This is a genomic window from Pseudomonas sp. URIL14HWK12:I5, from assembly GCF_900176445.1.
Taxonomy (GTDB): Bacteria; Pseudomonadota; Gammaproteobacteria; order Pseudomonadales; family Pseudomonadaceae; genus Aquipseudomonas; species Aquipseudomonas monteilii.
The window spans coordinates 81,642-103,919 of sequence record NZ_FWXQ01000001.1 but is presented as its reverse complement, the minus strand read 5'-3'; the positions used below and the strand labels follow the sequence as shown (position 1 = coordinate 103,919).

Annotated in this window: 23 protein-coding genes and 1 pseudogene; 10 read left to right on the top strand and 14 right to left on the bottom strand. The window is 62.5% G+C overall.

Translation table 11 applies throughout. The features are described from left to right. Window positions 1-70: 70 nt before the first annotated feature. From B9A31_RS00540 to glyQ, 4 genes are read right to left on the bottom strand one after another with little or no spacing between them, the layout of a single operon-like run. Entirely contained in the window at window positions 71-856 is a 786-nt protein-coding gene (locus B9A31_RS00540; RefSeq protein WP_027609961.1) for a lysophospholipid acyltransferase family protein, read from the bottom strand. 46 nt (window positions 857-902) lie between these two features. Beyond that, complete coding sequence (gmhB, locus tag B9A31_RS00535; protein WP_016712789.1) at window positions 903-1,430, bottom strand: D-glycero-beta-D-manno-heptose 1,7-bisphosphate 7-phosphatase; 528 nt, start codon at window positions 1,428-1,430, stop codon at window positions 903-905. Window positions 1,431-1,433: 3 nt separating this feature from the next. Further along, window positions 1,434-3,485 (bottom strand): glycine--tRNA ligase subunit beta, encoded by a 2,052-nt coding sequence (gene glyS, locus B9A31_RS00530; RefSeq protein WP_019099403.1) that lies wholly within the window; start codon window positions 3,483-3,485, stop codon window positions 1,434-1,436. After that, complete coding sequence (glyQ, locus tag B9A31_RS00525; RefSeq protein WP_003253126.1) at window positions 3,482-4,429, bottom strand: glycine--tRNA ligase subunit alpha; 948 nt, start codon at window positions 4,427-4,429, stop codon at window positions 3,482-3,484. Before glyQ ends, glyS begins: the two co-directional genes overlap by 4 nt. Window positions 4,430-4,512: 83 nt before the next feature. Here glyQ and B9A31_RS00520 point away from each other — a divergent pair, with 83 nt between their 5' ends. Next, window positions 4,513-5,064 carry a DNA-3-methyladenine glycosylase I gene (locus B9A31_RS00520; protein WP_016712791.1) on the top strand — a complete coding sequence of 184 codons (552 nt, stop codon included), beginning with the start codon at window positions 4,513-4,515 and terminating at the stop codon, window positions 5,062-5,064. Window positions 5,065-5,105: 41 nt separating this feature from the next. After that, window positions 5,106-5,993 carry a lysophospholipid acyltransferase gene (locus B9A31_RS00515; RefSeq protein WP_016712792.1) on the top strand — a complete coding sequence of 296 codons (888 nt, stop codon included), beginning with the start codon at window positions 5,106-5,108 and terminating at the stop codon, window positions 5,991-5,993. A gap of 120 nt (window positions 5,994-6,113) precedes the next feature. Here B9A31_RS00515 and B9A31_RS00510 read toward each other — a convergent pair whose 3' ends face one another. Genes B9A31_RS00510 through def form a run of 5 tightly spaced genes read right to left on the bottom strand, consistent with a single transcriptional unit; the run spans window position 6,114 to window position 10,637 of the window. Further along, a complete protein-coding gene (locus tag B9A31_RS00510; RefSeq protein ID WP_019099402.1) occupies window positions 6,114-6,422 on the bottom strand; it encodes a tetratricopeptide repeat protein in 309 nt (102 codons plus the stop codon). A gap of 11 nt (window positions 6,423-6,433) precedes the next feature. Continuing rightward, on the bottom strand, window positions 6,434-7,807 hold the full coding sequence (gene trkA, locus B9A31_RS00505; RefSeq protein ID WP_016712794.1) for a Trk system potassium transporter TrkA: 1,374 nt from the start codon (window positions 7,805-7,807) through the stop codon (window positions 6,434-6,436). Between the two features lie 23 nt (window positions 7,808-7,830). Next, window positions 7,831-9,141 carry a 16S rRNA (cytosine(967)-C(5))-methyltransferase RsmB gene (gene rsmB / locus B9A31_RS00500; protein WP_019099401.1) on the bottom strand — a complete coding sequence of 437 codons (1,311 nt, stop codon included), beginning with the start codon at window positions 9,139-9,141 and terminating at the stop codon, window positions 7,831-7,833. Then, on the bottom strand, window positions 9,138-10,070 hold the full coding sequence (fmt, locus tag B9A31_RS00495) for a methionyl-tRNA formyltransferase (RefSeq protein WP_025754219.1): 933 nt from the start codon (window positions 10,068-10,070) through the stop codon (window positions 9,138-9,140). Before fmt ends, rsmB begins: the two co-directional genes overlap by 4 nt. Window positions 10,071-10,130: 60 nt before the next feature. Then, a complete protein-coding gene (gene def / locus B9A31_RS00490; RefSeq protein WP_016712797.1) occupies window positions 10,131-10,637 on the bottom strand; it encodes a peptide deformylase in 507 nt (168 codons plus the stop codon). A gap of 206 nt (window positions 10,638-10,843) precedes the next feature. Between def and dprA the strand changes: the two genes are divergently transcribed. The 5 genes and pseudogenes from dprA to B9A31_RS00465 all read left to right on the top strand — a co-directional run bounded on the left by dprA (window position 10,844) and on the right by B9A31_RS00465 (window position 13,734). Continuing rightward, entirely contained in the window at window positions 10,844-11,941 is a 1,098-nt protein-coding gene (gene dprA / locus B9A31_RS00485; protein WP_084296582.1) for a DNA-processing protein DprA, read from the top strand. Between the two features lie 42 nt (window positions 11,942-11,983). Then, window positions 11,984-12,541, top strand: coding sequence for an L-threonylcarbamoyladenylate synthase type 1 TsaC (locus B9A31_RS00480; protein ID WP_016712799.1), 558 nt, complete (start codon window positions 11,984-11,986; stop codon window positions 12,539-12,541). A 78-nt stretch (window positions 12,542-12,619) separates the two neighbouring features. Next, window positions 12,620-12,901: pseudogene (locus tag B9A31_RS27370) on the top strand (hypothetical protein); the annotation flags it as partial. Between the two features lie 283 nt (window positions 12,902-13,184). Beyond that, on the top strand, window positions 13,185-13,469 hold the full coding sequence (locus B9A31_RS00470; RefSeq protein WP_019099397.1) for a type II toxin-antitoxin system Phd/YefM family antitoxin: 285 nt from the start codon (window positions 13,185-13,187) through the stop codon (window positions 13,467-13,469). Continuing rightward, window positions 13,435-13,734 (top strand): Txe/YoeB family addiction module toxin, encoded by a 300-nt coding sequence (locus B9A31_RS00465; protein ID WP_084296581.1) that lies wholly within the window; start codon window positions 13,435-13,437, stop codon window positions 13,732-13,734. Before B9A31_RS00470 ends, B9A31_RS00465 begins: the two co-directional genes overlap by 35 nt. 162 nt (window positions 13,735-13,896) lie before the next feature. Here the strand turns inward: B9A31_RS00465 and B9A31_RS00455 are convergent, their stop codons facing one another. Further along, window positions 13,897-14,874: an NADPH:quinone reductase gene (locus B9A31_RS00455; protein ID WP_025754217.1), complete on the bottom strand. Its 978-nt coding sequence runs from the start codon at window positions 14,872-14,874 to the stop codon at window positions 13,897-13,899. A 135-nt stretch (window positions 14,875-15,009) separates the two neighbouring features. On the opposite strand from B9A31_RS00455, the gene hemF reads away from it, so the two are divergent. Both hemF and aroE read left to right on the top strand, forming a co-directional pair. Continuing rightward, window positions 15,010-15,921 carry an oxygen-dependent coproporphyrinogen oxidase gene (hemF, locus tag B9A31_RS00450; RefSeq protein ID WP_019098072.1) on the top strand — a complete coding sequence of 304 codons (912 nt, stop codon included), beginning with the start codon at window positions 15,010-15,012 and terminating at the stop codon, window positions 15,919-15,921. 25 nt (window positions 15,922-15,946) lie between these two features. Next, on the top strand, window positions 15,947-16,771 hold the full coding sequence (aroE, locus tag B9A31_RS00445; protein WP_019098073.1) for a shikimate dehydrogenase: 825 nt from the start codon (window positions 15,947-15,949) through the stop codon (window positions 16,769-16,771). Window positions 16,772-16,814: 43 nt separating this feature from the next. Here aroE and B9A31_RS00440 read toward each other — a convergent pair whose 3' ends face one another. The 4 genes from B9A31_RS00440 to betC form a co-directional block, all read right to left on the bottom strand. Beyond that, the gene (locus B9A31_RS00440; protein ID WP_084296580.1) at window positions 16,815-17,000 is read right to left on the bottom strand and encodes a hypothetical protein; all 186 of its coding nucleotides are present in this window, start codon (window positions 16,998-17,000) and stop codon (window positions 16,815-16,817) included. Between the two features lie 75 nt (window positions 17,001-17,075). Beyond that, entirely contained in the window at window positions 17,076-18,641 is a 1,566-nt protein-coding gene (locus B9A31_RS00435; protein ID WP_019098074.1) for a SulP family inorganic anion transporter, read from the bottom strand. 158 nt (window positions 18,642-18,799) lie between these two features. Further along, on the bottom strand, window positions 18,800-19,723 hold the full coding sequence (gene choX / locus B9A31_RS00430; RefSeq protein ID WP_027609958.1) for a choline ABC transporter substrate-binding protein: 924 nt from the start codon (window positions 19,721-19,723) through the stop codon (window positions 18,800-18,802). A gap of 14 nt (window positions 19,724-19,737) precedes the next feature. Further along, entirely contained in the window at window positions 19,738-21,255 is a 1,518-nt protein-coding gene (betC, locus tag B9A31_RS00425) for a choline-sulfatase (RefSeq protein ID WP_019098076.1), read from the bottom strand. Window positions 21,256-21,363: 108 nt separating this feature from the next. Between betC and B9A31_RS00420 the strand changes: the two genes are divergently transcribed. Beyond that, window positions 21,364-22,263 (top strand): choline sulfate utilization transcriptional regulator, encoded by a 900-nt coding sequence (locus B9A31_RS00420; protein ID WP_025754213.1) that lies wholly within the window; start codon window positions 21,364-21,366, stop codon window positions 22,261-22,263. Window positions 22,264-22,278 lie beyond the last annotated feature (15 nt).

Sequence of the window (22,278 nt, the reverse complement as noted above, 5' to 3'; positions counted from 1 at the left end):
ATAATTCAACTACTTAGAGATCACTTGAAGCATCTGATCGAAAAACTGCTCACAAGTTATCCACAGAACATCAAACTGTCTGTTCCTGGGGTTTTTCCGCTGCTGGTGGCAGCGAACCCATGGCCCGCTGAGTCGCCTCGTTCCACGCTGCGGCGCGGTCGTTGAGCTCTGCAATGGCACGTGGCCCGCTGCCATTGGCGTACATGGGTTCGCCAATGACCACCTCGATGGTGCCGGAGCGTTTGCCCCAACCCGTCTTTGGCCAGAACTTGCCCGCGTTGTGGGCAATCGGCAGTACCGGCAGCCCGGCATTTACCGCCAGAGCGGTACCGCCACGGGAAAACTTGCCCACAGTGCCGAAGGGCACGCGGGTGCCTTCCGGGAAAATCAGCACCCAGGTCTTCTGCTTGAGCAGTTCGTCACCCTTGCTCGCCACTTGGCGTAGGGCTTCCTTGGGGTTGTCGCGGTTGATCGCGATCGGTCGCAGCATGGCCATGGCCCAGCCGAAGAACGGCACATACAGCAGTTCGCGCTTGAGCACTTGGCTCAACGGCGAGAAGTACTGGGACAGGAAGAAGGTTTCCCAGGTGCTCTGGTGGTTCGACAGGATCACGCAAGGCTCATTGGGCACGTTCTCGGCGCCGGTGATCTTGTAGTCGATGCCGAGGATGGTGCGCACCAGAAACAGCGCGCAGCGGCACCAATATACGTTGATGAACTTGTAGCGCTTGGGGAACGACAGGAACGGCGCGACGAAAAAGCTCAGCGAGCACCACAGCAGCGAACTGGTGCCCAGCAGCAGGTAAAAAAGAAAGATTCTGATCGCCTGCAGGATCGACATAGTGGCTTGTACCATTGCGGGGCATGCCCGCCTGAGAAAAGTGCGCCCGAAGGCGCACTGATTAAATTAGTTCTCTGGCGATAGCTGCCAGATCGTCGAAAATCAGTGTAGTTTCAGGGACACCTTTTTCCAGGGTCCGCTCGCCCTTGCCGGTTTTCACCAACACGGGTTGTGCACCGACGGCCAGGGCGGCCTCCAGGTCACCTTTGCTGTCGCCAACAAACCAGATGCCCTCAAGGCCGACCTGATAATGCTCGGCGATGGCCCGCAGCATGCCAGGCTTGGGCTTGCGGCAATCGCAGCCCTCGTCCGGCCCGTGCGGGCAATACACGATATGGCCCACTTCGCCGCCCTGCTCTGCCACCAGCGCGCGCAGGCGCGCGTGCATCGCCTCGAGGGTTGCCAGTGTGTAATAGCCACGGGCAATACCGGACTGGTTGGTGGCCACGGCCACCGTCCAGCCCGCCTTGCTCAACTGCGCGATCGCTTCGACCGAACCTGGGATCGGTACCCACTCTTCCAGCGTCTTGATATAGGCGTCGGAGTCATGGTTGATCACCCCGTCACGGTCGAGAATCAGCAGTTTCAAGGCTTACCCCAGCAGCGAAATGTCGGCCACACCCAGGAACAGACCGCGCAGGCGGCTGAGCAGGGCATAACGGTTGGCGCGTACCTTGGCGTCTTCGGCGTTGACCATCACCGCCTCGAAGAAGGCGTCGACCGGGTCACGCAGGGCCGCCAGGCGGGCCAGCGATTCGCTGTACTGGCGTGCAGCAGCCATCGGTTGCACGGCCTGGTCGGCCTGCTGGATGGCCGAGTACAGGGAGAACTCGTTGGCATTGTCGAAGTACTTCGGCTCGACCTGTTCGGCGATGGCGCCTTCGGCTTTGCTCAGCAGGTTCGACACACGCTTGTTCACCGCAGCCAGGGCTTCGGCTTCCGGCAGCTTGCGGAAGGCCTGCACGGCCTGTACGCGCTGGTCGAAGTCCAGGGCAGAACCAGGCTGCAGGGCACGCACCGACAGGTAGGTGGCCACATCGATACCTTCGTCTTCGTAACGTGCACGCAGGCGGTCGAAGATGAATTCAAGCACCTGCTCCGACAAGCCGGCAGCCTTGACCTTGGCACCGAACTGCTTGACCGCGAACTCGACCGCACCGGTCAGGTTCAGGTCCAGCTGCTTCTCGATCAGGATACGCAGCACGCCCAAGGCAGCACGGCGCAGGGCGTACGGGTCTTTGCTGCCGGTTGGCAGCATGCCGATACCGAAGATACCCACCAGGGTATCGAGCTTGTCGGCGATGGCCACAGCAGCCCCGGTAAGGGTCTGCGGCAGCTCGGCGCCAGCACCGCGCGGCATGTACTGCTCGTTCAGGGCCAGGGCCACATCTTCCGGCTCACCGTCGTTGAGCGCGTAGTAGTAACCGGCAACACCCTGCATTTCAGGGAACTCGCCAACCATCTCGGTGGCCAGGTCGCACTTGGACAGCAGGCCGGCACGGCCAGCACGCTGGGCGTCGCCGCCGATCAGCGGGGCGATGAAGGCAGCCAGCCTGGAAACGCGCTCGGCCTTGTCGTACACAGTGCCCAGCTGGGCCTGGAACACCACGTTCTTCAGGCGCTCGTTGAAGGTTTCCAGCGGCTGCTTCTTGTCTTGCTTGAAGAAGAACTCGGCGTCGGTCAGGCGTGGGCGCACGACCTTCTCGTTGCCTTGCACGATCTGCTTCGGGTCGCGGCTTTCAACGTTGGCCACGGTGATGAAGCGCGGCAGCAGCTTGCCTTCGCTGTCCAGCAGGCAGAAGTACTTCTGGTTGTCCTGCATGGTGGTGATCAGGGCTTCCTGCGGCACTTCGAGGAAGCGCTCCTCGAACGAGCACACCAGCGGCACTGGCCACTCGACCAAGGCAGTCACTTCGTCCAGCAGCGCCGGTGGCACGATGGCAGTGCCTTCCTGCTGCATGGCCAGCTCGGCGGTACGCTTGCTGATCAGCTCGCGACGCTCGGCGAAGTCGGCCAGCACGTAGGCTTTGCGCAGGTCTTCGACGTAGTTGGCCGGGGTGGTGATGACCACGTTCTCCGGGTGGTGGAAGCGGTGACCACGGGATTCACGGCCGGCCTTCTGCGACAGGATGGTGCAGTCGACCACCTGGTCGCCCAGCAGCATTACCAGCCATTGGGTCGGGCGCACGAACTCTTCACGGCTGGCCGCCCAGCGCATGCGCTTGGGAATGGGCAGGTCGTTGAGCGAATCTTCGACGATGGTCGGCAGCAGGCCGGCAGTCGCCTTGCCCGGGATGTGCTGGGAGAAGCGCAGCTTGGGGCCGCTCTGGTCGATTTCGGCCAGCTCCACGCCACACTTCTTGGCGAAGCCCAGGGCAGCCTGGGTCGGCTCGCCGTCTTTGAAAGCAGCCTGCAGGGGTGGGCCGTCGATATTGATGCTGCGGTCAGGCTGCTGCACGTCCAGCTGGCGAATCAGCACGGCCAGGCGACGCGGTGCGGCATAAACCTGCTTGCCGGTGTAGTTCAGGCCAGCAGCCTGCAGGCCCTTCTCGATACCGGCCAGGAAGGCTTCGCCGAGGCTGGCGAGGGCTTTCGGTGGCAGCTCTTCGGTGCCCAGTTCTACCAGGAAATCTTGAGCACTCATTGTGCAGCCTCCAGCTTAGCCAACACTTCGTCACGCAGTTCAGGGGTGGCCATCGGGAAGCCCAGGCGTGCGCGGGCTTGCAGATAGCTTTGCGCCACGTCCCGGGCCAGGGTACGTACACGCAGGATGTAACGCTGGCGCTCGGTTACCGAGATGGCGCGGCGGGCGTCCAGCAGGTTGAAGGTGTGCGAGGCCTTCAGGACCATTTCGTAGGTCGGCAGCGGCAGCTCCAGCTTGATCAGGCGGTTGGCTTCGCTTTCGTAGAAGTCGAACAGTTCGAACAGCTTGTCGACGTTGGCGTGTTCGAAGTTGTAGGTCGACTGCTCCACTTCGTTCTGGTGGAACACGTCGCCATAGGTGACCTTGCCGAACGGGCCGTCGGCCCACACCAGGTCGTACACCGAGTCGACGCCCTGGATGTACATGGCCAGGCGCTCCAGGCCATAGGTGATTTCACCGGTGACCGGGTAGCACTCGATGCCGCCTACCTGCTGGAAGTAGGTGAACTGGGTGACTTCCATGCCGTTCAGCCAGATTTCCCAGCCCAGGCCCCAGGCGCCGAGGGTTGGCGATTCCCAGTTGTCTTCGACGAAGCGGATGTCGTGCACCAGCGGGTCCAGGCCGATGGCTTTCAGCGAGCCGAGGTACAGCTCCTGGAAGTTGGCCGGGTTTGGCTTGAGCACCACCTGGAACTGATAGTAGTGCTGCAGGCGGTTGGGGTTCTCGCCATACCGCCCGTCGGCAGGGCGACGGCTGGGCTGCACGTAGGCGGCGTTCCAGGTTTCTGGACCCACGGCGCGCAGGAATGTTGCGGTGTGGAAAGTGCCGGCGCCTACTTCCATATCGTAGGGCTGAAGCACCACACAACCTTGAGCTGCCCAGTAGTTTTGCAGGGCGAGGATCAGGTCTTGGAAGGTACGCACGGCTGGCGTAGGCTGGCTCACGAAATTCACCTGTATCTGGGGATGCGGATGTAAAGAGCGGGAGTATAACCTGATTCGCCTCGCCCTCTACTCATTGGAGCCTTATGCCACGCTGCTTTTGGTGTACCGACGATCCGTTGTACCAGGCCTATCATGACCAGGAATGGGGAACGCCACAGCGCGACCCGGCGTTGCTCTTCGAGATGCTTTTGCTTGAAGGGTTCCAGGCGGGGCTTTCGTGGATCACTGTTTTGCGCAAACGCGAGCGTTATCGCGAGGTGATGTACGGCTTCGACCCTGTGCAGTTGGCCGCCATGAGCGACGAACGCATCGAAGAACTGATGCAGGATGCCGGCATCATCCGCAACCGGCTCAAACTCAAGGCCGCCCGGCGCAACGCGCAGGCCTGGCTGGCTGTGGATAACCCTGCCGAGTGGTTATGGTCGTTCGTTGGCGGGGAGCCGAAGGTCAACCATTTCGCGGGCCGTAGCGATGTGCCGGCGGTCACCGATGAAGCCAAGGCCATGAGCAAGGCCCTGCAGAAAGCCGGCTTCACTTTCGTCGGCCCGACCATCTGCTACGCCTTCATGCAGGCCACCGGCATGGTCATGGACCACACCACCGATTGCGATCGCTACGCCGCCTTGTTGCGTTGAGGGGTTACAATGCGCGCCTTGCTGAAATAAGGAATTCGCCTGTGGAAAAGTTCAAGGGCGCCCTGATGGTCGGGGTGCTGCGCCTGTTTGCCAAGCTGCCCTGGGGCGCTGTGCAGCGCGTCGGCGCGGGTATTGGCTGGCTGATGTGGAAGATCCCCAACAGTTCGCGCAACGTGGTGCGCATCAACCTGGCCAAGTGTTTCCCGGAGATGGACCCGGTTGCCCGTGAGCAACTGGTTGGCCAGGCACTACGGGATATTGGTAAGTCCTTTGTCGAAAGTGCCTGTGCCTGGATCTGGCCGCCGCAGCGCTCGCTGGAGCTGGTCAAGGAAGTGCACGGCCTGGAAGTGCTGGAACAGGCCCTGGCTTCGGGAAAGGGTGTGGTGGGCATTACCAGTCACCTGGGCAACTGGGAGGTGTTGAACCACTTCTACTGCAACCAGTGCAAACCGATCATCTTTTACCGCCCACCCAAGCTCAAGGCAGTGGATGACCTGCTGCGCGAGCAGCGCGTGCAGATGGGCAACCGGGTGGCGCCTTCCACCAAGGAAGGCATTCTCAGCGTGATCAAGGAAGTGCGCCGGGGTGGCCAGGTAGGCATCCCTGCCGACCCGGAGCCAGCGGAATCGGCGGGCGTGTTCGTGCCGTTTCTCGGTACCCAGGCACTGACCAGCAAGTTCGTGCCGAACATGCTGGCCGGTGGCAAGGCGGTGGGGGTGTTCCTGCATGCGCTGCGGCTACCGGATGGCTCGGGCTTCAAGGTGTTCCTGGAGGCGGCGCCGGAGGCGATGTATAGCACCGACGTGACCGAGTCGGCGGCTGCGATGAGCAAGGTGGTCGAGCGCTATGTGCGCGAGTACCCGAGCCAGTACATGTGGAGCATGAAGCGCTTCAAGAAGCGCCCGGCGGGCGAGCCGCGCTGGTACTGAGATTTTGGGGGCGCTTCGCGCCCCATTTGCAGGCAAGCCAGCTCCCACTCGGTCCCTGTGGGAGCTGGCTTGTCGTGGCGACGAACCGCTGCGATGGGCTGCAAAGCCGCCCCGGCAATTTCAGACTTTGTTGAGCTTCTTCAGAAACACGGTCATCTCTTTCTCGGCCTGCTTGTCCCCATGGGCCAGAGCTGCCTCGATCCCCTCCTCCCAGGCTTTGCGCGCCGCCGCCAGGTCACCCTGCAACTGATACGCCTTGCCCAGCAGCTTCCAGGCTGCGGAGTACTTCGGATCCTGCTCAACACACCGGGCTAGGTGCTCCGCCGCTTCAGCGCCGTTGCCTTCATCCAGCCAGGCCTTGCCCAAGCCAAACCTCAGCAGCGGGTTATCCACACCCTTGGCCAGCATCTTCTCCAGCGATTCGCGCATGCCCTCTTCTCCTAGAAGAAACTCAAGCCGACGTGGAACAGCTTTTCCACATCCCGAATATGCTTTTTATCCACAACGAACAGGATCACATGGTCACCCGACTCGATCATGGTGTCGTCGTGGGCAATCATCACCTCTTCGTCACGAATGATCGCGCCAATGGTGGTGCCCGGCGGCAGGGCAATATCCTCGATCGCCTTGCCCACCACCTTGCTCGACTTCGAATCCCCGTGCGCCACTGCTTCGATGGCCTCGGCCGCGCCACGGCGCAGCGAGTGCACACTGACAATGTCGCCACGGCGCACGTGCGCCAGCAGGGTGCCGATGGTGGCCAACTGCGGGCTGATGGCGATGTCGATATCGCCGCCCTGCACCAGGTCGACATAGGCCGGGTTGTTGATGATGGTCATCACTTTGCCCGCGCCCAGGCGCTTGGCCAGCAGCGACGACATGATGTTGGCTTCGTCGTCGTTGGTCAGGGCCAGGAAAATATCGGCGTCGGCGATGTTCTCTTCGAGCATCAGGTCCTTGTCCGACGCGCTGCCCTGCAGCACCACAGTGCTTTCCAGGGTATCGGAGAGGTGCCGGCAACGGGCCGGGCTCATCTCGATGATCTTCACCTGATAGCGGCTTTCGATGGCCTCGGCCAAGCGTTCGCCGATCTGTCCGCCCCCGGCGATGACAATGCGCTTGTTGGTTTCGTCGATGCGGCGTAGCTCGCCCATCACGGCGCGAATGTCCTTCTTCGCGGCAATGAAGAACACTTCGTCGTCAGCTTCGATTACCGTGTCGCCCCGTGGGGTGATCGGCCGGTCGCGGCGGAAGATGGCCGCCACGCGGGTATCGACGTTGGGCATGTGCGCACGAATCTGGCGCAGTTGCTGGCCGACCAGCGGGCCACCGTAGTAAGCCTTTACCGCCACCAACTGGGCCTTGCCTTCGGCGAAATCGATCACCTGCAGCGAGCCCGGGTGTTCGATCAGGCGCTTGATGTAGTTGGTCACCACCTGCTCGGGGCTGATCAGCACGTCGACCGGGATATGGTCGTTGTCGAACAGCTCTTCGCGGGTGAGGTAGGCCGACTCGCGTACCCGGGCGATCTTGGTCGGGGTGTGGAACAGCGAATAGGCTACCTGGCAGGCGACCATGTTGGTTTCATCGCTGTTGGTCACCGCTACCAGCATGTCGGCGTCGTCAGCGCCTGCCTGGCGCAGCACCGTCGGCAGCGAGCCGCGGCCTTGCACGGTGCGGATGTCCAGGCGGTCGCCCAGGTCGCGCAGGCGGTCGCCATCGGTGTCGACCACGGTGATGTCGTTGGCTTCGCTGGCCAGGTGCTCTGCCAGCGTACCGCCTACCTGGCCTGCGCCGAGGATGATGATCTTCATCCGCTACTCCCTACCTTTTGTTCTTATCCGCGCGAGGCGGCGATCTTGATCAGCTTGGCATAGTAGAAACCGTCGTGGCCGCCTTCCTGGGCCAGCAACTGACGACCGTGGGGCTGGCGCAGGCCGGCCTCGGTGGCCAGGTCCAGCTCACGGGCGCCCGGGGTGCGGGCCAGGAAGGCGTCGATCACTTCGGTGTTCTCGGTCGGCAGGCTGGAGCAGGTGGCGTACAGCAGCATGCCGCCCACTTCCAGGGTCGGCCACAGGGCATCCAGCAGCTCGCCTTGCAGCGAGGCCAGGGCCGGAATGTCGTCGGCCTGACGGGTCAGCTTGATGTCCGGGTGGCGGCGGATCACGCCAGTGGCCGAGCACGGGGCGTCGAGCAGGATGCGCTGGAACGGCTTGCCGTCCCACCAGCTGGCGGTGTCGCGGGCATCGCAGGCGATCAGCTCGGCGTCGAGTTTGAGGCGGTCGAGGTTCTCGCGTACGCGGGTCAGACGCTTGGCTTCAAGGTCGATGGCCACTACGTGGGCCAGGCCAGATTCGGCTTCGAGCAGGTGGCAGGTTTTGCCTCCGGGTGCACAGCAGGCGTCCAGCACGCGTTGGCCGGGGGCCAGTTCAAGCAGATCGGCAGACAGTTGCGCGGCTTCGTCCTGCACGCTCACCCAGCCTTCAGCAAAGCCTGGCAGGGCGCGTACGTCGCAGGCTTCGGCCAGCACGATGCCGTCACGGCTGAACTGGCAGGCACTGGCGGCCACGCCAGCTTCGGCCAGCAGGGCCAAATAGGCATCGCGGCTGTGATGACGGCGGTTTACTCGCAAAATCATCGGTGGGTGGGCGTTATTGGCGGCGCAGATGGCTTCCCACTGCTCCGGCCAGAACGCTTTCAGCGATTTCTGCAGCCAGCGCGGGTGGGCGGTGCGTACCACCGGGTCGCGCTCCATGCTTGCCAACAGCTCCTCGCCTTCGCGCTGGGCGCGGCGCAGTACGGCATTGAGCAGCCCTTTGGCCCACGGTTTCTTCAGCTTGTCGGCACAGCCGACGGTTTCGCCGATGGCGGCGTGGGCGGGAATACGGGTGTAGAACAACTGATACAGGCCGACCAGCAGCAGCGCCTGCACATCGGCATCGGCGGCCTTGAACGGCTTTTGCAGCAGTTGCGCGGCCAACAGGTCGAGGCGAGGCTGCCAGCGTGCGGTGCCGAACGCCAGGTCCTGGGTCAGGCCACGGTCGCGCTCGTCGACCTTGTCCAGCTGCGCCGGCAGCGAGCTGTTCAGCGAAGCCTTGCCGCTAAGTACAGCGGCAAGGGCACGGGCGGCGGCGAGGCGTGGGTTCATTGGCCCAGCACCTTGCCGCTGGCGAATTTCTCGCGACGGCTGTTGAACAGGTCGCTGAAGTTCAGCGGCTTGCCGCCGGGCAGTTGCAGGCGGGTCAGGCTCAGGGCCTGGTCACCGCAGGCGACCACCAGGCCGTCCTTGCTGGCGGAGAGGATCTCGCCGGGGGTGCCTGTCGCTGTGGACAAGTTGGCGGTCAGCACTTTCACGCTTTCGCCATCGAGGGAGCTGTGGCAAACCGGCCACGGGTTGAAGGCACGGATCAGGCGTTCCAGCTCGACGGCCGGGCGGCTCCAGTCGATGCGTGCTTCGTCCTTGTTCAGCTTGTGCGCGTAGGTGGCCAGGGCGTCGTTCTGAACTTCGCCTTGCAGCGAACCTTCGGCCAGGCCGGCAATGGCCTGGACGACTGCTGGCGGGCCCATCTCGGCCAAGCGGTCATGCAGGCTGCCGCCGGTGTCTTCGGCGCTGATCGGGGTGGCTACCTTGAGCAGCATCGGGCCGGTGTCCAGGCCTGCTTCCATACGCATCACGGTCACACCGCTCTCGGCGTCGCCGGCTTCCACGGCGCGCTGGATCGGTGCGGCACCGCGCCAGCGTGGCAGCAGGGAGGCATGGCTGTTGATGCAGCCCAGGCGGGGGATATCCAGCACCACCTGCGGCAGGATCAGGCCATAGGCGACCACCACCATCAGGTCCGGCTTCAGCGCGGCCAGTTCGGCCTGGGCTTCGGCGTTGCGCAGGGTCGGCGGCTGGAACACCGGGATGTCATGGGCCACAGCCAGTTGCTTGACCGCGCTCGGCATCAGCTTCTGGCCGCGGCCGGCCGGGCGGTCGGGCTGGGTGTAGACGGCCACGATCTCGTAGGGGCTGTCGAGCAAGGCCTTGAGGTGTTCGGCGGCAAACTCTGGAGTGCCTGCAAAGACGATGCGCATGGAGTTCTCGCTTCAAAAAAGAAAAAGGCTTGCCGGAGCAAGCCTTCTGGAAGGTGGGGATCAGGCTTGCTGGCGGTGCTGCTTTTCCAGCTTCTTCTTGATCCGGTCGCGCTTGAGCTGCGACAGGTAGTCAACGAACAGCTTGCCGTTGAGGTGATCGAATTCGTGCTGCACGCACACCGCCAGCAGGCCTTCGCATTCCAGCTCGTACGGCTTGCCGTCCCGGTCCTGGGCCTTGACCCGTACGCGCAGCGGGCGGTCGACGTTCTCGTAGAAGCCCGGTACCGACAGGCAGCCTTCCTGATACTGGCCCATGTCATGGGTCAGCTCTTCGACCGTCGGGTTGATGAAGACGCGCGGCTCGCTGCGGTCTTCGCTGAGGTCCATGACCACGACCTGCAGGTGCACGTTCACCTGGGTGGCGGCCAGGCCGATGCCAGGGGCTTCGTACATGGTTTCAAACATGTCGTCGATCAGCTGACGCAGGGCGTCGTCGAACACCGTCACCGGCTTGGCGATGGTGCGCAGGCGCGGGTCCGGGAATTCGAGAATGTTCAAGATGGCCATAAGGTCAGGCAGTCACTGTGCGTTCGGTTGAAAACTGAGCACACATAATAAAGGGAAACGAGGATTTCGGCACCTGGCAAGCTCGTCTAGGGTGTTTATGGGCTTGATAGCCTTCAATCAATGGACAGCTTTTCAAAGTGTTACTCACAGAGTTATCCACAAGTTGTGCCACGTAAATGGCCCTGTTTCGATCAAGGATGATCCCTATGCCAATTCACCATTCGTCGCTCTGTTCGCCTGCCGAACTGGATGCACGATTACGCCTGCACTGCCTGAACGGGATGGGACTGCGACGTTTTCGCACATTGTTCGATGCCTTTGGCAGTGCCTCCTCTGCACTCAGTGCACCGGGTTCGGCCTGGCGTGCATTGGGCATCCCACAGATCACCATTGACGCGCGGCGCAGTGCCGAAGTGCGCGATGGCGCACTGGCCGCAATGGCCTGGCTAGAGCGACCTGGCCAGCATTTACTGATGTGGGACGGCCCCGATTACCCTGCATTGCTGGCGGAAATCGACGATGCGCCACCGCTGCTTTTCGTGGCTGGCGAACCTGCGTTGCTCGAACGTCCACAGCTGGCTATTGTGGGCAGCAGGCGTGCCACACCACCGGCGCTCGACACCGCTGCGGCATTTTCCCGCTACCTGGTGCAGGCCGGTTTTACTATCACCAGCGGCTTGGCTGTGGGTATCGATGGTGCCGCTCATCGGGCTGCGTTGCAGGCTGGTGGGGGGACGATTGGCGTGCTTGGCACGGGGTTGCAAAAACTTTATCCACAGCGGCACCTGGAGCTTGCACAGGCGATGATCGACCATGGCGGCGCACTGGTTTCCGAGTACCCGCTGAATGCCGGGCCATTGCCCGGCAACTTCCCACGGCGCAATCGCATCATCAGTGGGCTGTCGCTGGGCGTGCTGGTGGTCGAAGCCAGCCTGGCCAGTGGTTCGCTGATCACCGCCCGCGTGGCGGCTGAGCAAGGCCGCGAGGTGTATGCGATTCCGGGCTCCATTCACCACCCGGGTTCGAAGGGCTGCCACCAGTTGATCCGCGATGGCGCGCTGCTGGTGGAAAGCGTGGATCAGATCCTCGAAAGCTTGCAGGGCTGGCAAAACCTGCCGCCCGCCGTTGTGGACAAATTCGACCATCCCCTGCTTGCCCTGCTGCATGCCGCACCGCAAACCAGCGAAAGCCTGGCGCATTGCAGCGAGCTGCCGCTGGCCGAAGTGCTGGCGCAACTGACCGAGCTGGAGCTGGAAGGCCGGGTCAGCAATGAAGCCGGGCGTTGGTTTGCCCGTGCGGGCTAAGTACACTGCACACAAGCAAGGTATATAGGCGGAGAGACAGCAATGGTGAGCAGTTTTCGTGTGCAACAAGCCGCACGTGAGGTACGGGCGGGCGCAGTGATCGCCTACCCGACGGAAGCGGTCTGGGGCCTGGGCTGCGACCCGTGGAACGAGGACGCGGTGTATCGCCTGCTGGCGCTGAAATCGCGGCCTGTGGATAAAGGGCTGATTCTGATCGCCGACAACATCCGCCAGTTCGATTTCCTGTTCGAGGACTTCCCCGAAGACTGGATCGACCGCATGGGCAGCACCTGGCCGGGACCGAACACCTGGTTGGTGCCCCATCAGGACCTGTTGCCTGAATGGGTGACCGGGCAGCATGACACCGTGGCGCTGCGGGTCAGCGACCACCCGGTGGTGCGTGAGTTGTGTGCGTTGGTGGGGCCATTGATTTCCACCTCGTGCAACCCCGGCGGGCGCCCGGCGGCGAAGACCCGGTTGCGGGTGGAGCAGTACTTCCACGGCCAGTTGGACCTGGTGCTCGGTGGGGCGCTGGGCGGGCGGAAGAACCCGAGTGTGATTCGCAACCTGGCAACCGGCGAAGTCGTTCGCCCGGGCTGATACCGCTGGCGAGGCCTTCGCCCTCGATCGCAGGCAAGCCAGCTCCTACAGGTACTGCAGATGGCTTGAAACCGGTGCGGTCGGTGTGGGAGCTGGCTTGCCGGCCATGACCCGCTCTTCACCGTCAACCCGAACATTTCCGCCGAGGACGCTCTGGTCCATGTAGCCCTGTACCTGCGCAGCACCTACGAAACCGGCTACAAAGCCCTGGACTACATGCGCGAAGAAGGCCGTGGCATGTTCTGGTCGAACCTGCATGCGATTGAAATGGCGGAGGGGGTGATTGAGGCGATCCTCGATGGCATCGAGTCGACCCCACCACCGACAAGCTGTTCACCCCAAAACGGCGGGGTCCCTTAATTCAATGCATTGCTGTGGGAGCAGGTAGGCCTGGTTTCACAGCAATTTCCTACAAGCGCTGTCGGCAGCAATCACCTGCCCACCAGAAGACATCCAATTTATGCTTTGCATTCTCAAGGTTCCCGACCATGGGATGTTGAGGTTTGTACCTAGGCTTGTACAATGTTTGAGTTGGTATCTGCCAAATTAACTATCGGAAGCCACCAAGCCTAGCGCCCATTCAGCAGAACTGAATGGGTCGAGAAAAACCTGATCCGGGCCCTGCCTGGGAGGGATTTGAGAAATGCATGTACTGACTTTTAGCCAGGCTCGCGCCGACCTGAAGCAGACGATGGATGATGTATGTCGGGATCACGAACCTGCGATCATTACCCGCCAGCGCGGTGAGCCGGTGGTTATGCTCTCGCTTGAAGACTACAACGGCATGCAAGAAACCATGTACCTGCTGGGTTCTTCAGCCAATGCCAAGCGTTTGCGAGCATCCATTGATCAGCTGCGGTCGGGTAAAGCTGCTACCCATGAGCTGTCCATAGATGAACATGAAGTCAAAACAACGCAACAAGACTGAGGCTCGCAACTCTGTAAGCGTTGCGTTTACTTCAGAGGGTTGGGAAGACTACTGCCATTGGAAAGATGCTGACCCGGATGTGTTTGCAACGATCAACGCACTGATCAGGGAGTGCCTTCGTACTCCTTTCAAAGGTACTGGCAAGCCTGAACCGCTCAAGGGCGACCTTTCAGGATTCTGGTCTCGCCGCATTACTCGCGAGCATCGGTTGGTCTACCTCTTCGAAGGTGGGCAGATGACAATCTTGCAGTGCCGATATCACTAGGACGATTAATCAAGGCAAAGCAATCTAAACGGGATTGCTGTAATCCGGGCCGACTCAATACCTGTGGGAGCTGGTTCACCCGCGAACACGGGCACAGCCGGTGCCATCAATCGCGGTGGCTTCTTCGCGGGCATGCCCGCTCCCACAGGGAATGTGCCCGGCTCAGGGGATCAGTACAGTCGACCCCACAGTCCTGCGCGCCGACAGCTCCGCCTGCGCCTTGGCCGCCTCACTTAATGGATACCGCTGCTGGATATCCACAACCAGCTTGCCACTGCCAATCATCGCAAACAGGTCATCGGCCATGGCCTGAGTGTTCTGGGCATTGTTGGCATAGCTCGCCAACGTGGGGCGTGTGACATACAGCGAGCCCTTCTGCGCCAGAATCCCCAGGTTCACCCCGCTCACCGCGCCCGAGGCATTGCCGAAGCTCACCATCAATCCACGCGGTTGCAGGCAGTCAAGCGAAGTCAGCCAGGTATCGGCGCCCACGCCGTCGTACACCACCGGGCATTTCTTGCCATCGGTCAGCTCCAGCACGCGCTTGGCGACATCTTCACGGCTGTAGTCGATGGTTTCCCATGCCCCCAGCGCCTTGGCCCGCTCGGCCTTTTCGGCAGAACTCACGGTACCGATCAGCTTGGCGCCCAAGGCCTTGGCCCACTGGCACGCCAGCGAACCCACACCGCCAGCCGCCGCGTGGAACAGAATCACGTCACCCGCCTTCACCTCATAGGTCTGCTTCAGCAGGTACTGCACGGTCAAACCCTTGAGCATCACCGCCGCCGCCTGCTCGAAGCTGATGCTGTCGGGCAGCTTGACCAGGTTGGCCTCCGGCAACGTATGCACCTCGCTGTACGCACCCAGGGGGCCGCCGGCATGGGCCACACGGTCACCTACCTTCAGCCGGGTGACGCCTTCGCCCACGGCCTCGACGACACCGGCAGCCTCGGTGCCCAGGCCTGAAGGCAGGGACGGCGGCGCATACAACCCACTGCGGAAGTAGGTATCGATGAAGTTCAGGCCGATGGCATGGTTACGCACGCGCACCTGCTGCGGCCCCGGTGGGGCGGGTTCGAATTCCACAAACTGCAGCACTTCCGGGCCGCCATGCTGGCTGAACTGGATACGCTTGGCCATCTCGCACTCCTGTCGTCGGGATCGGGAAAAGGCCTTCTATCGGACGCCTTTGCTTGATCGCCGTCAACTGCGGCGCGCGCGCTGGCGGTGGTATGCTACGCGGCGAATTCTTCCCTGCCCGTTCCTGGTGACCCGATGACTAGCCGCACCGAGGCCGTGAAAGCCTACCTGCTCGACCTGCAAGACCGCATCTGCTCTGCCCTCGAAGCTGAAGACGGCGGTGCTCGCTTCGTCGAGGACGCCTGGGTGCGCGAAGCCGGTGGCGGGGGCCGCACGCGGGTGATCGGCGACGGCAAGGTGATCGAGAAAGGCGGGGTCAACTTCTCCCATGTGTTCGGTGCGGGTCTGCCGCCCTCGGCCAGTGCCCACCGCCCTGAGCTGGCGGGCCGTGGTTTCGAGGCCTTGGGCGTGTCGCTGGTGATTCACCCGCACAACCCGCATGTGCCTACATCCCACGCCAACGTGCGCTTCTTTATCGCCGAAAAGGAAGGTGAAGAAGCTGTGTGGTGGTTCGGTGGTGGCTTCGACCTGACCCCGTACTACGGCAATGAAGAAGACTGCATCCACTGGCACCGCGTGGCCGAGCAGGCCTGCGCGCCCTTCGGCGCCGACGTGTACCCGCGCTACAAGGCCTGGTGCGACCGCTATTTCCACCTCAAGCACCGTGGCGAGCCACGCGGCATCGGCGGCCTGTTCTTCGATGACCTGAACGAGTGGGATTTCGACACCTGCTTTGCCTTCATCCGCGCCATCGGCGATGCCTACGTCAACGCCTACCTGCCGATCATCCAGCGCCGCAAGGACACGCCCTACACCCCGCAGCAGCGCGAGTTTCAGGAATACCGGCGCGGCCGCTACGTGGAGTTCAACCTGGTCTACGACCGTGGCACCCTGTTCGGCCTGCAGTCTGGTGGCCGTACCGAGTCCATCCTCATGTCGCTGCCGCCGCAGGTACGTTGGGGCTACGACTGGAAGGCTGCGCCCGGTAGCGAAGAAGCGCGCCTGACCGAGTACTTCTTGCAAGACCGCGACTGGCTTGGCCAGTAAGCCTGTGGACAACCAAGGAACCGCCATGGACCAGTACGTCGTTTTCGGTAACCCCATCGGCCACAGCAAGTCGCCGCTGATTCACCGCCTGTTCGCCGAGCAGACCGGCCAGGACCTGGAATACACCACCCTGCTGGCGCCGCTGGACGAGTTCAGCGATTGCGCGCGCGGCTTCTTCAAGCAAGGCAGTGGCGGCAACGTCACGGTGCCGTTCAAGGAAGAGGCCTATCGCCTGTGCGACAGCCTGACCCCTCGTGCACAGCGCGCTGGGGCAGTGAACACGCTGAGCAAGCTGGCCGACGGTACCTTGCAGGGCGACAACACCGATGGCGCTGGCCTGGTGCGCGACCTCACGCTGAATGCCGGCGTCGAACTGGCTGGTAAACGCATTCTCATCCTCGGTGCCGGCGGCGCCGTGCGCGGCGTGCTGGAGCCGATTCTGGCGCACAAGCCGCAGTCGCTGGTAATCGCCAACCGCACAGTGGAAAAGGCCGAGCAGCTGGCGCGTGAGTTCGATGAATTGGGGCCGGTGGTGGCCAGCGGGTTTGCCTGGTTGCAGGAGCCGGTGGATGTGATCATCAACGCCACCTCGGCGAGCCTGGCCGGGGAATTGCCGCCGATTGCCGACAGTCTGGTCGAGGCCGGGCGCACGGTTTGCTACGACATGATGTATGGCAAGGAGCCGACGCCGTTTTGCCAGTGGGCTACCAAGCTGGGGGCGGCCAAGGTGCTGGATGGGCTGGGGATGCTGGCTGAGCAGGCGGCTGAAGCCTTCTTCATCTGGCGGGGAGTGCGTCCGGACACGGCGCCGGTGCTGGCTGAGCTGCGGCGTCAACTGATGCGCAACTGACTCGACCTCCATTCGCCTGGAGGCGAGATTTCTCCAGGCGGATCTACTCGTCATAGTGAGCAATTTTCTCGGCCGATTGCTTCTTGCCCGTGTAGGCCTCCCGTTCGTTCATCAGCAACTCGAGCCGGGAAATTCGCTGCTCCGCCTGGGTGATGCATTCGTCACTGGTTGCGCCGAAGGCAGTGGATGACAAAAGGATCAAGGCCATGAACCCTGTGTAAGACGCCATGAGGCAGTCCTTGCGCTGTTGATACCTCTGATTTTCCGCAGCCTTGTTTTTGGCACAACTGGCAAAATTGTCAGGTCATTCCTCAAACCGGATCGGGCACAATTCAACACCCTCCAGCTTTTGCAACTCCTCGACCACCTGCGGCCTGGCCCGGTGCAAGGTCAAACTCCCCCCCGTGCGCATCAACCGACGCGCCTCGCGGTGCAACATATCCACACCCGAGTAATCGATAAAATTCACCTGCCGCGCATCGATCACCACATGTGGCCCCTGGCAACGCTGCAAGCGCACCTGCAGGTAATGCGCCGCACCAAAGAAGATCGACCCGCCCACCCGCAATACATCCGCATCACCCTCACGGCTCTGCTGTACCCGTGGCCGTGACGTGCGCTTCAGATAGAAGAAGAGCGACGCCAGTACCCCGGCATAGATCGCCGTCTGCAATTCCAGCAACAAGGTCGCCGCTGCCGTCAGTGCCATTACCAGAAACTCCGAGCGGCTGACCCGGAACAGCGCGCGAATCCCCCGATGGTCCACCAACCCCCAACAGATCAGCAAAATGCTGCCGGCCATGGCGGGTATCGGCAGGTGTGCGATCAACCTGGCGCCGGTAACGGCGAACAACGCTACCCACAGCGCCGAGAACACCCCGGCCATGGGCGAACGGGCACCTGCTTCATAGCTCAGGCCCGAGCGGGTGAAGGAGCCGGCAGACAGGTAACCAGAGAAAAACGCCCCCGCGATGTTCGACAGGCCCTGGGCACGTATTTCCTGATCCGGGTCGATCAGTTGTTCTGAGCGTGCCGAGAGAGAGCGGGCAATCGACAGGCTGGTGACCAGCCCCAGCATACCCACTGCCACGGCGCTGGGCAGCAGGCGCAACATCAGTTCCACGTCCAGCAGGGGCAGCGGGCTAAGCGGGGGAAGTCGCCCGGTGAAGGCTGCTACTCGTGGTACATGGCCAAAGAAGCCTGGCAACAGCCACGCCAGCAGGCTGACCAGGATCAGGCTTATCAACAGGCTCGGCCAGCGTGGGCGCCAGAGTTTCAAGGTCACGCCGAGCAGCACGGTGGCCAGGCCAAGCACCAGTGAAGGCAGGTCGACTTCTCCGGCATGGCTGGCCAGATCCTGCACGGTCTTCAGCGCAGTGGCCTGGCTGGGCAGGTCCATGCCCAGCAGGTTGGGCAGTTGGCCCAGGGCGATGACGATGGCGGCGCCCAGGGTGAAACCGAGCACCACGGAATGGGAGACGAAATTGACCAGCGCGCCAAACCGCACAAGCCCCAGCAGTAGCTGGAAGATGCCGCCGAGGAACGTCAACAGCAGCACCAGGGTGATGTAGTCGGCGCTGCCCGCCACGGCCAGCGGGCTGATGCTGGCGTAGAGGACGATGGAAATGGCAGCGGTCGGGCCGCAGATCAGGTGCCAGGATGAACCCCATAGGCAAGCGATCAGCACCGGCACGATGGCGGCATACAGGCCATATTCGGCGGGCAGGCCGGCGATCAGGGCGTAGGCGATGGATTGCGGCAGGGCAAGGATGGCACCGCTCAGGCCCACCAGCAGGTCCTGGCGCAGGCTGCGGCCCGATTGGCGGGGGAGCCAGGTGAGGAAGGGCAGCAGGTGAGTGAGGCGATGCATGGTTTATCCACAATCCTTAAGGTTTCGCCAAACCCTGTGGGAGCGGGCATGTCGAGGCGTCGAACCGCCGCGAACACCGGCAAAGCCGGTGCCATCCACCGCGCTGGCCTCTTCGCGAGCTTGCCCGCTCCCTCAGGGGAGGTGTGTTGCTTGCGAGATTACAGTTTGGCTTTGACGGCCTCCAGGGCATTGCCGTCAGATTTGGTGGTGACCCCAGCCAACCACCCATCCAGCAACTCGGGATGCGCCTTCACCCAGCCCTTGGCTGCTTCATCAAAGCTGATCTTCTTGTCCACAACCTCGGCCATGATGCTGTTTTCCATGTCCAGCGTGAACCTAAGGTTACCCAGCAGCTTCGCCGCATTCGGGCAGGCCTGTGGATAACCCTTGCGGGTCAGCGTATACACCTCGCCTTTGCTGCCGAACCACTTCTCCCCGCCGGTCAGGTAATGCATCTTCAGCTTCACGTTCATCGGGTGCGGTGTCCAGCCAAGGAAGGTGATGAACTGCTGCTTCTTCACTGCCCGGTCGACCTGCGCCAGCATGGCCTGTTCGCTGGATTCCACCAGCTTCCACTGGCCGAGGTTGAAATCATTCTTGTCGATGATTTCCTTCAGCGACAGATTGGCCGGTGCGCCGGAGCCGATGCCGTATAGCTTCTTGTCGAATTGGTCGGCATGCTTTTGCAGGTCGGCAAAGTCCTTCACCCCGGCATTCCACACATGATCGGGCACGGCCAGGGTGAACTCGGTGCCTTCCAGGTTGCGCGACAGTTGCTGCACATCGCCGTTGGCGATGAACTTTTCATGGAAGCCTTGATGCGCCGGCATCCAGTTGCCGAGGAAGGCATCCACACGGCCGTCCTTCAGGCCACCGTAGATGATCGGTACGGCCAGGCTGTCGATTTTCACCTGGTAGCCCAGGCTTTCCAGTAGCAGGCGGGCCACGGCGTTGGTCGAAGCGATATCGCTCCAGCCGGGGTCGGCCATTTTCACGGTGCTGCATTGCGCGTCGCTGTCGGCGGCGTGGGCCGTGGCGGTGCCCAGGGCCAGGGCGAACACGGCGGCGGAGAACTTGTGCATGGCGGCCTCTCTTCTCAATCCATGGGTGCGGGCTGTGGATAACGTGCCTTGCGCTCGAGGTCATCGAGATCGATGTGGTTGCGCATGTACTGTTGACTGGCATCCACCAGCGGTTGGTGGTCCCAGCTTTTCAGCTTGCCGATGGCCAGCGCTTCGGCCACCAGGCGGCGGCGGCGCTGGCTGGCCAGCACCTGCTGGCGCAGGCTGGGGATGTCCCAACGCTGCTGTGCTTCATCGACCAATGCCTGCAGCAGCGCCTGATGGTCCGGGCTGCCGGTGAGGTTCTCCCGCTCGTGCGGGTCGCGGCTCAAATTATAGAGTAGGCATGGGTCGTCTTCGCTGTACACGAACTTGTACGGCCCACGGCGGATCATCATCAGCGGGCCGACGGTGCCTTCGGCCATGTATTCGCCGATCACTTCGTCGTGGCCGCCCTGCCCTTGCAGGTGGCTTACCAGTGAGCGGCCGTCCAGGTGCAGGTGGTTATCCACAGCGCCGCCAGCGAGTTCGACCAGGGTTGGCAACAGGTCGCAGGTGGAGACCGAGGCGCTGACCCGGCCTGCTGCGAAGCGCTTCGGCGCATGAACCAGCAACGGCACCCGTGCCGACATCTCGAACCAGTGCATTTTGTACCAGAGGCCACGCTCGCCGAGCATGTCGCCGTGGTCGCCGGAGAACACGATCACGGTATTGTCTGCCAGGTTGCATTCCTCCAGGGTTTGCAGCAGCTGGCCGATGTTGTCGTCGATATAGCTGCAGGCGCCGAAGTAGGCGCGGCGGGCATCGCGGATCTTTTCCACAGGCAGCGGCTTGTTCCACAGGTCGTAGACCTTGAGCAGGCGCTGCGAGTGTGGGTCGAGTTCCGACTGGCTGAACCCGGCGTGGGGCATGGGGATATCCACACCCTCGTAGCGGTCCCAGTAGCGCTTGGGGATGGTGTACGGGTCGTGCGGGTGGGTCATGGACACGGTCAGGCAGAACGGCCGGCCATCGTTCCCGCGCACATGGTCGTACAGGTACTGGCGCGCCTTGAACACCACCTCTTCGTCGAAATCCAGCTGGTTGGTGCGTACGCATGGGCCGGCCTGCAGCACCGAGGACATGTTGTGGTACCAGCTGGGGCGCACATCCGGTTCGTCCCAGTTCACCGCCCAGCCGTAGTCGGCGGGGTAGATATCGCTGGTCAAGCGTTCTTCGTAGCCGTGCAGCTGGTCCGGGCCGCAGAAGTGCATCTTGCCCGACAGTGCTGTGCGGTAGCCCAGCCGGCGCAGGTAGTGGGCATAGGTCGGTACGTCTGCGGGAAAGTCGGCGGCGTTGTCGTAGGCACCTATGCGGCTGGGCAACTGGCCGCTGACCAGGGTGAAGCGCGACGGCGCGCACAGCGGGCTGTTGCAGTAGGCCGAGTCGAACACCACCGCCTGCTCGGCCAGACGGCTCAGGTGCGGCATCTGGATGGGCGAGCGGGCGTAGATCGGCAGCAAAGGTGCGGCCATCTGGTCGGCCATGATGAACAGGATATTCGGGCGCGTCATGGTGGCTTCCATCGTTGAGGGTTATGCGAACCGCTTGCCTACCAAGATGCGACTGTGGCTAACATGGGTAAAGCCCATGGCGGGCAATGACTGGGATTATCTGAGCTTATGTTTGATCACCTCGCCGAGCTGTCACTGGATACCTTGCGCGTGTTCGAGGCAGCAGCGCGCTTGCGTAGCTTTACTGCCGCCGCGCTGGAGCTGGGTACCACACAACCGGCCGTGAGCCAGCAGGTGAAACGCCTGGAAGCCCAGCTGGGCACGCGCCTGTTCGACCGTATTTACCGGGGCATCGAGCTGACCGAAGCCGGACAGGTGCTGTTCGAGCAGGTGCATCAGGGATTGCAGGCGATGGATGACGGCATTGCCCAAGCCAGCGGGCGTGGTCAGCGCGAGGTGCTGCAGGTGGCCACCGACTTTGCCTTTGCCGCGTTCTGGCTGATGCCCCGGTTGCAGCGCTTTCACGAAGCTTATCCACAGGTGGATGTGAGCCTGGTGACCGGTGAGCGCAGCCAGGGCATGTTGCGGCCGGACATCGATGTGGCGGTGCTGTTTGGCGATGGGCGCTTTCATCAAGGCGAAAGCCGTTGGCTGTTCGATGAGGAAGTTTTCCCCGTGTGCAGCCCCCGGCTGACCCATGGCAAACCCTTGTCAGCCGTGGCTTTGCAACAATTGCCCTTGCTTCATTTGAAGGGCGAGCAGGCCAGCCGCTGGTTTGATTGGACGGGGGTGTTTCGCGGGTTTGGCGTGGCCAGCCCGCCACCGGCGGGGCAGTTGCGCTTTGACAACTACACCTTGCTGATCCAGGCGGCGATTGCCGGTCAGGGTGTGGCGATCGGTTGGCGGCACCTGGTGGATGGCCTGGTGGATCAAGGCTTGCTATGTCGGCCATTAGAGGGGAGCCTGACGTCGAGTCGGGGCTATTATCTGGTTTTGCCACCGCGCAAGCGGCGCGGGGCGTTGATCGAGCGGTTCGTCAGCTGGCTGGAGCAGGAACGCAGTGGCTGATGGCGGTGTAATCGG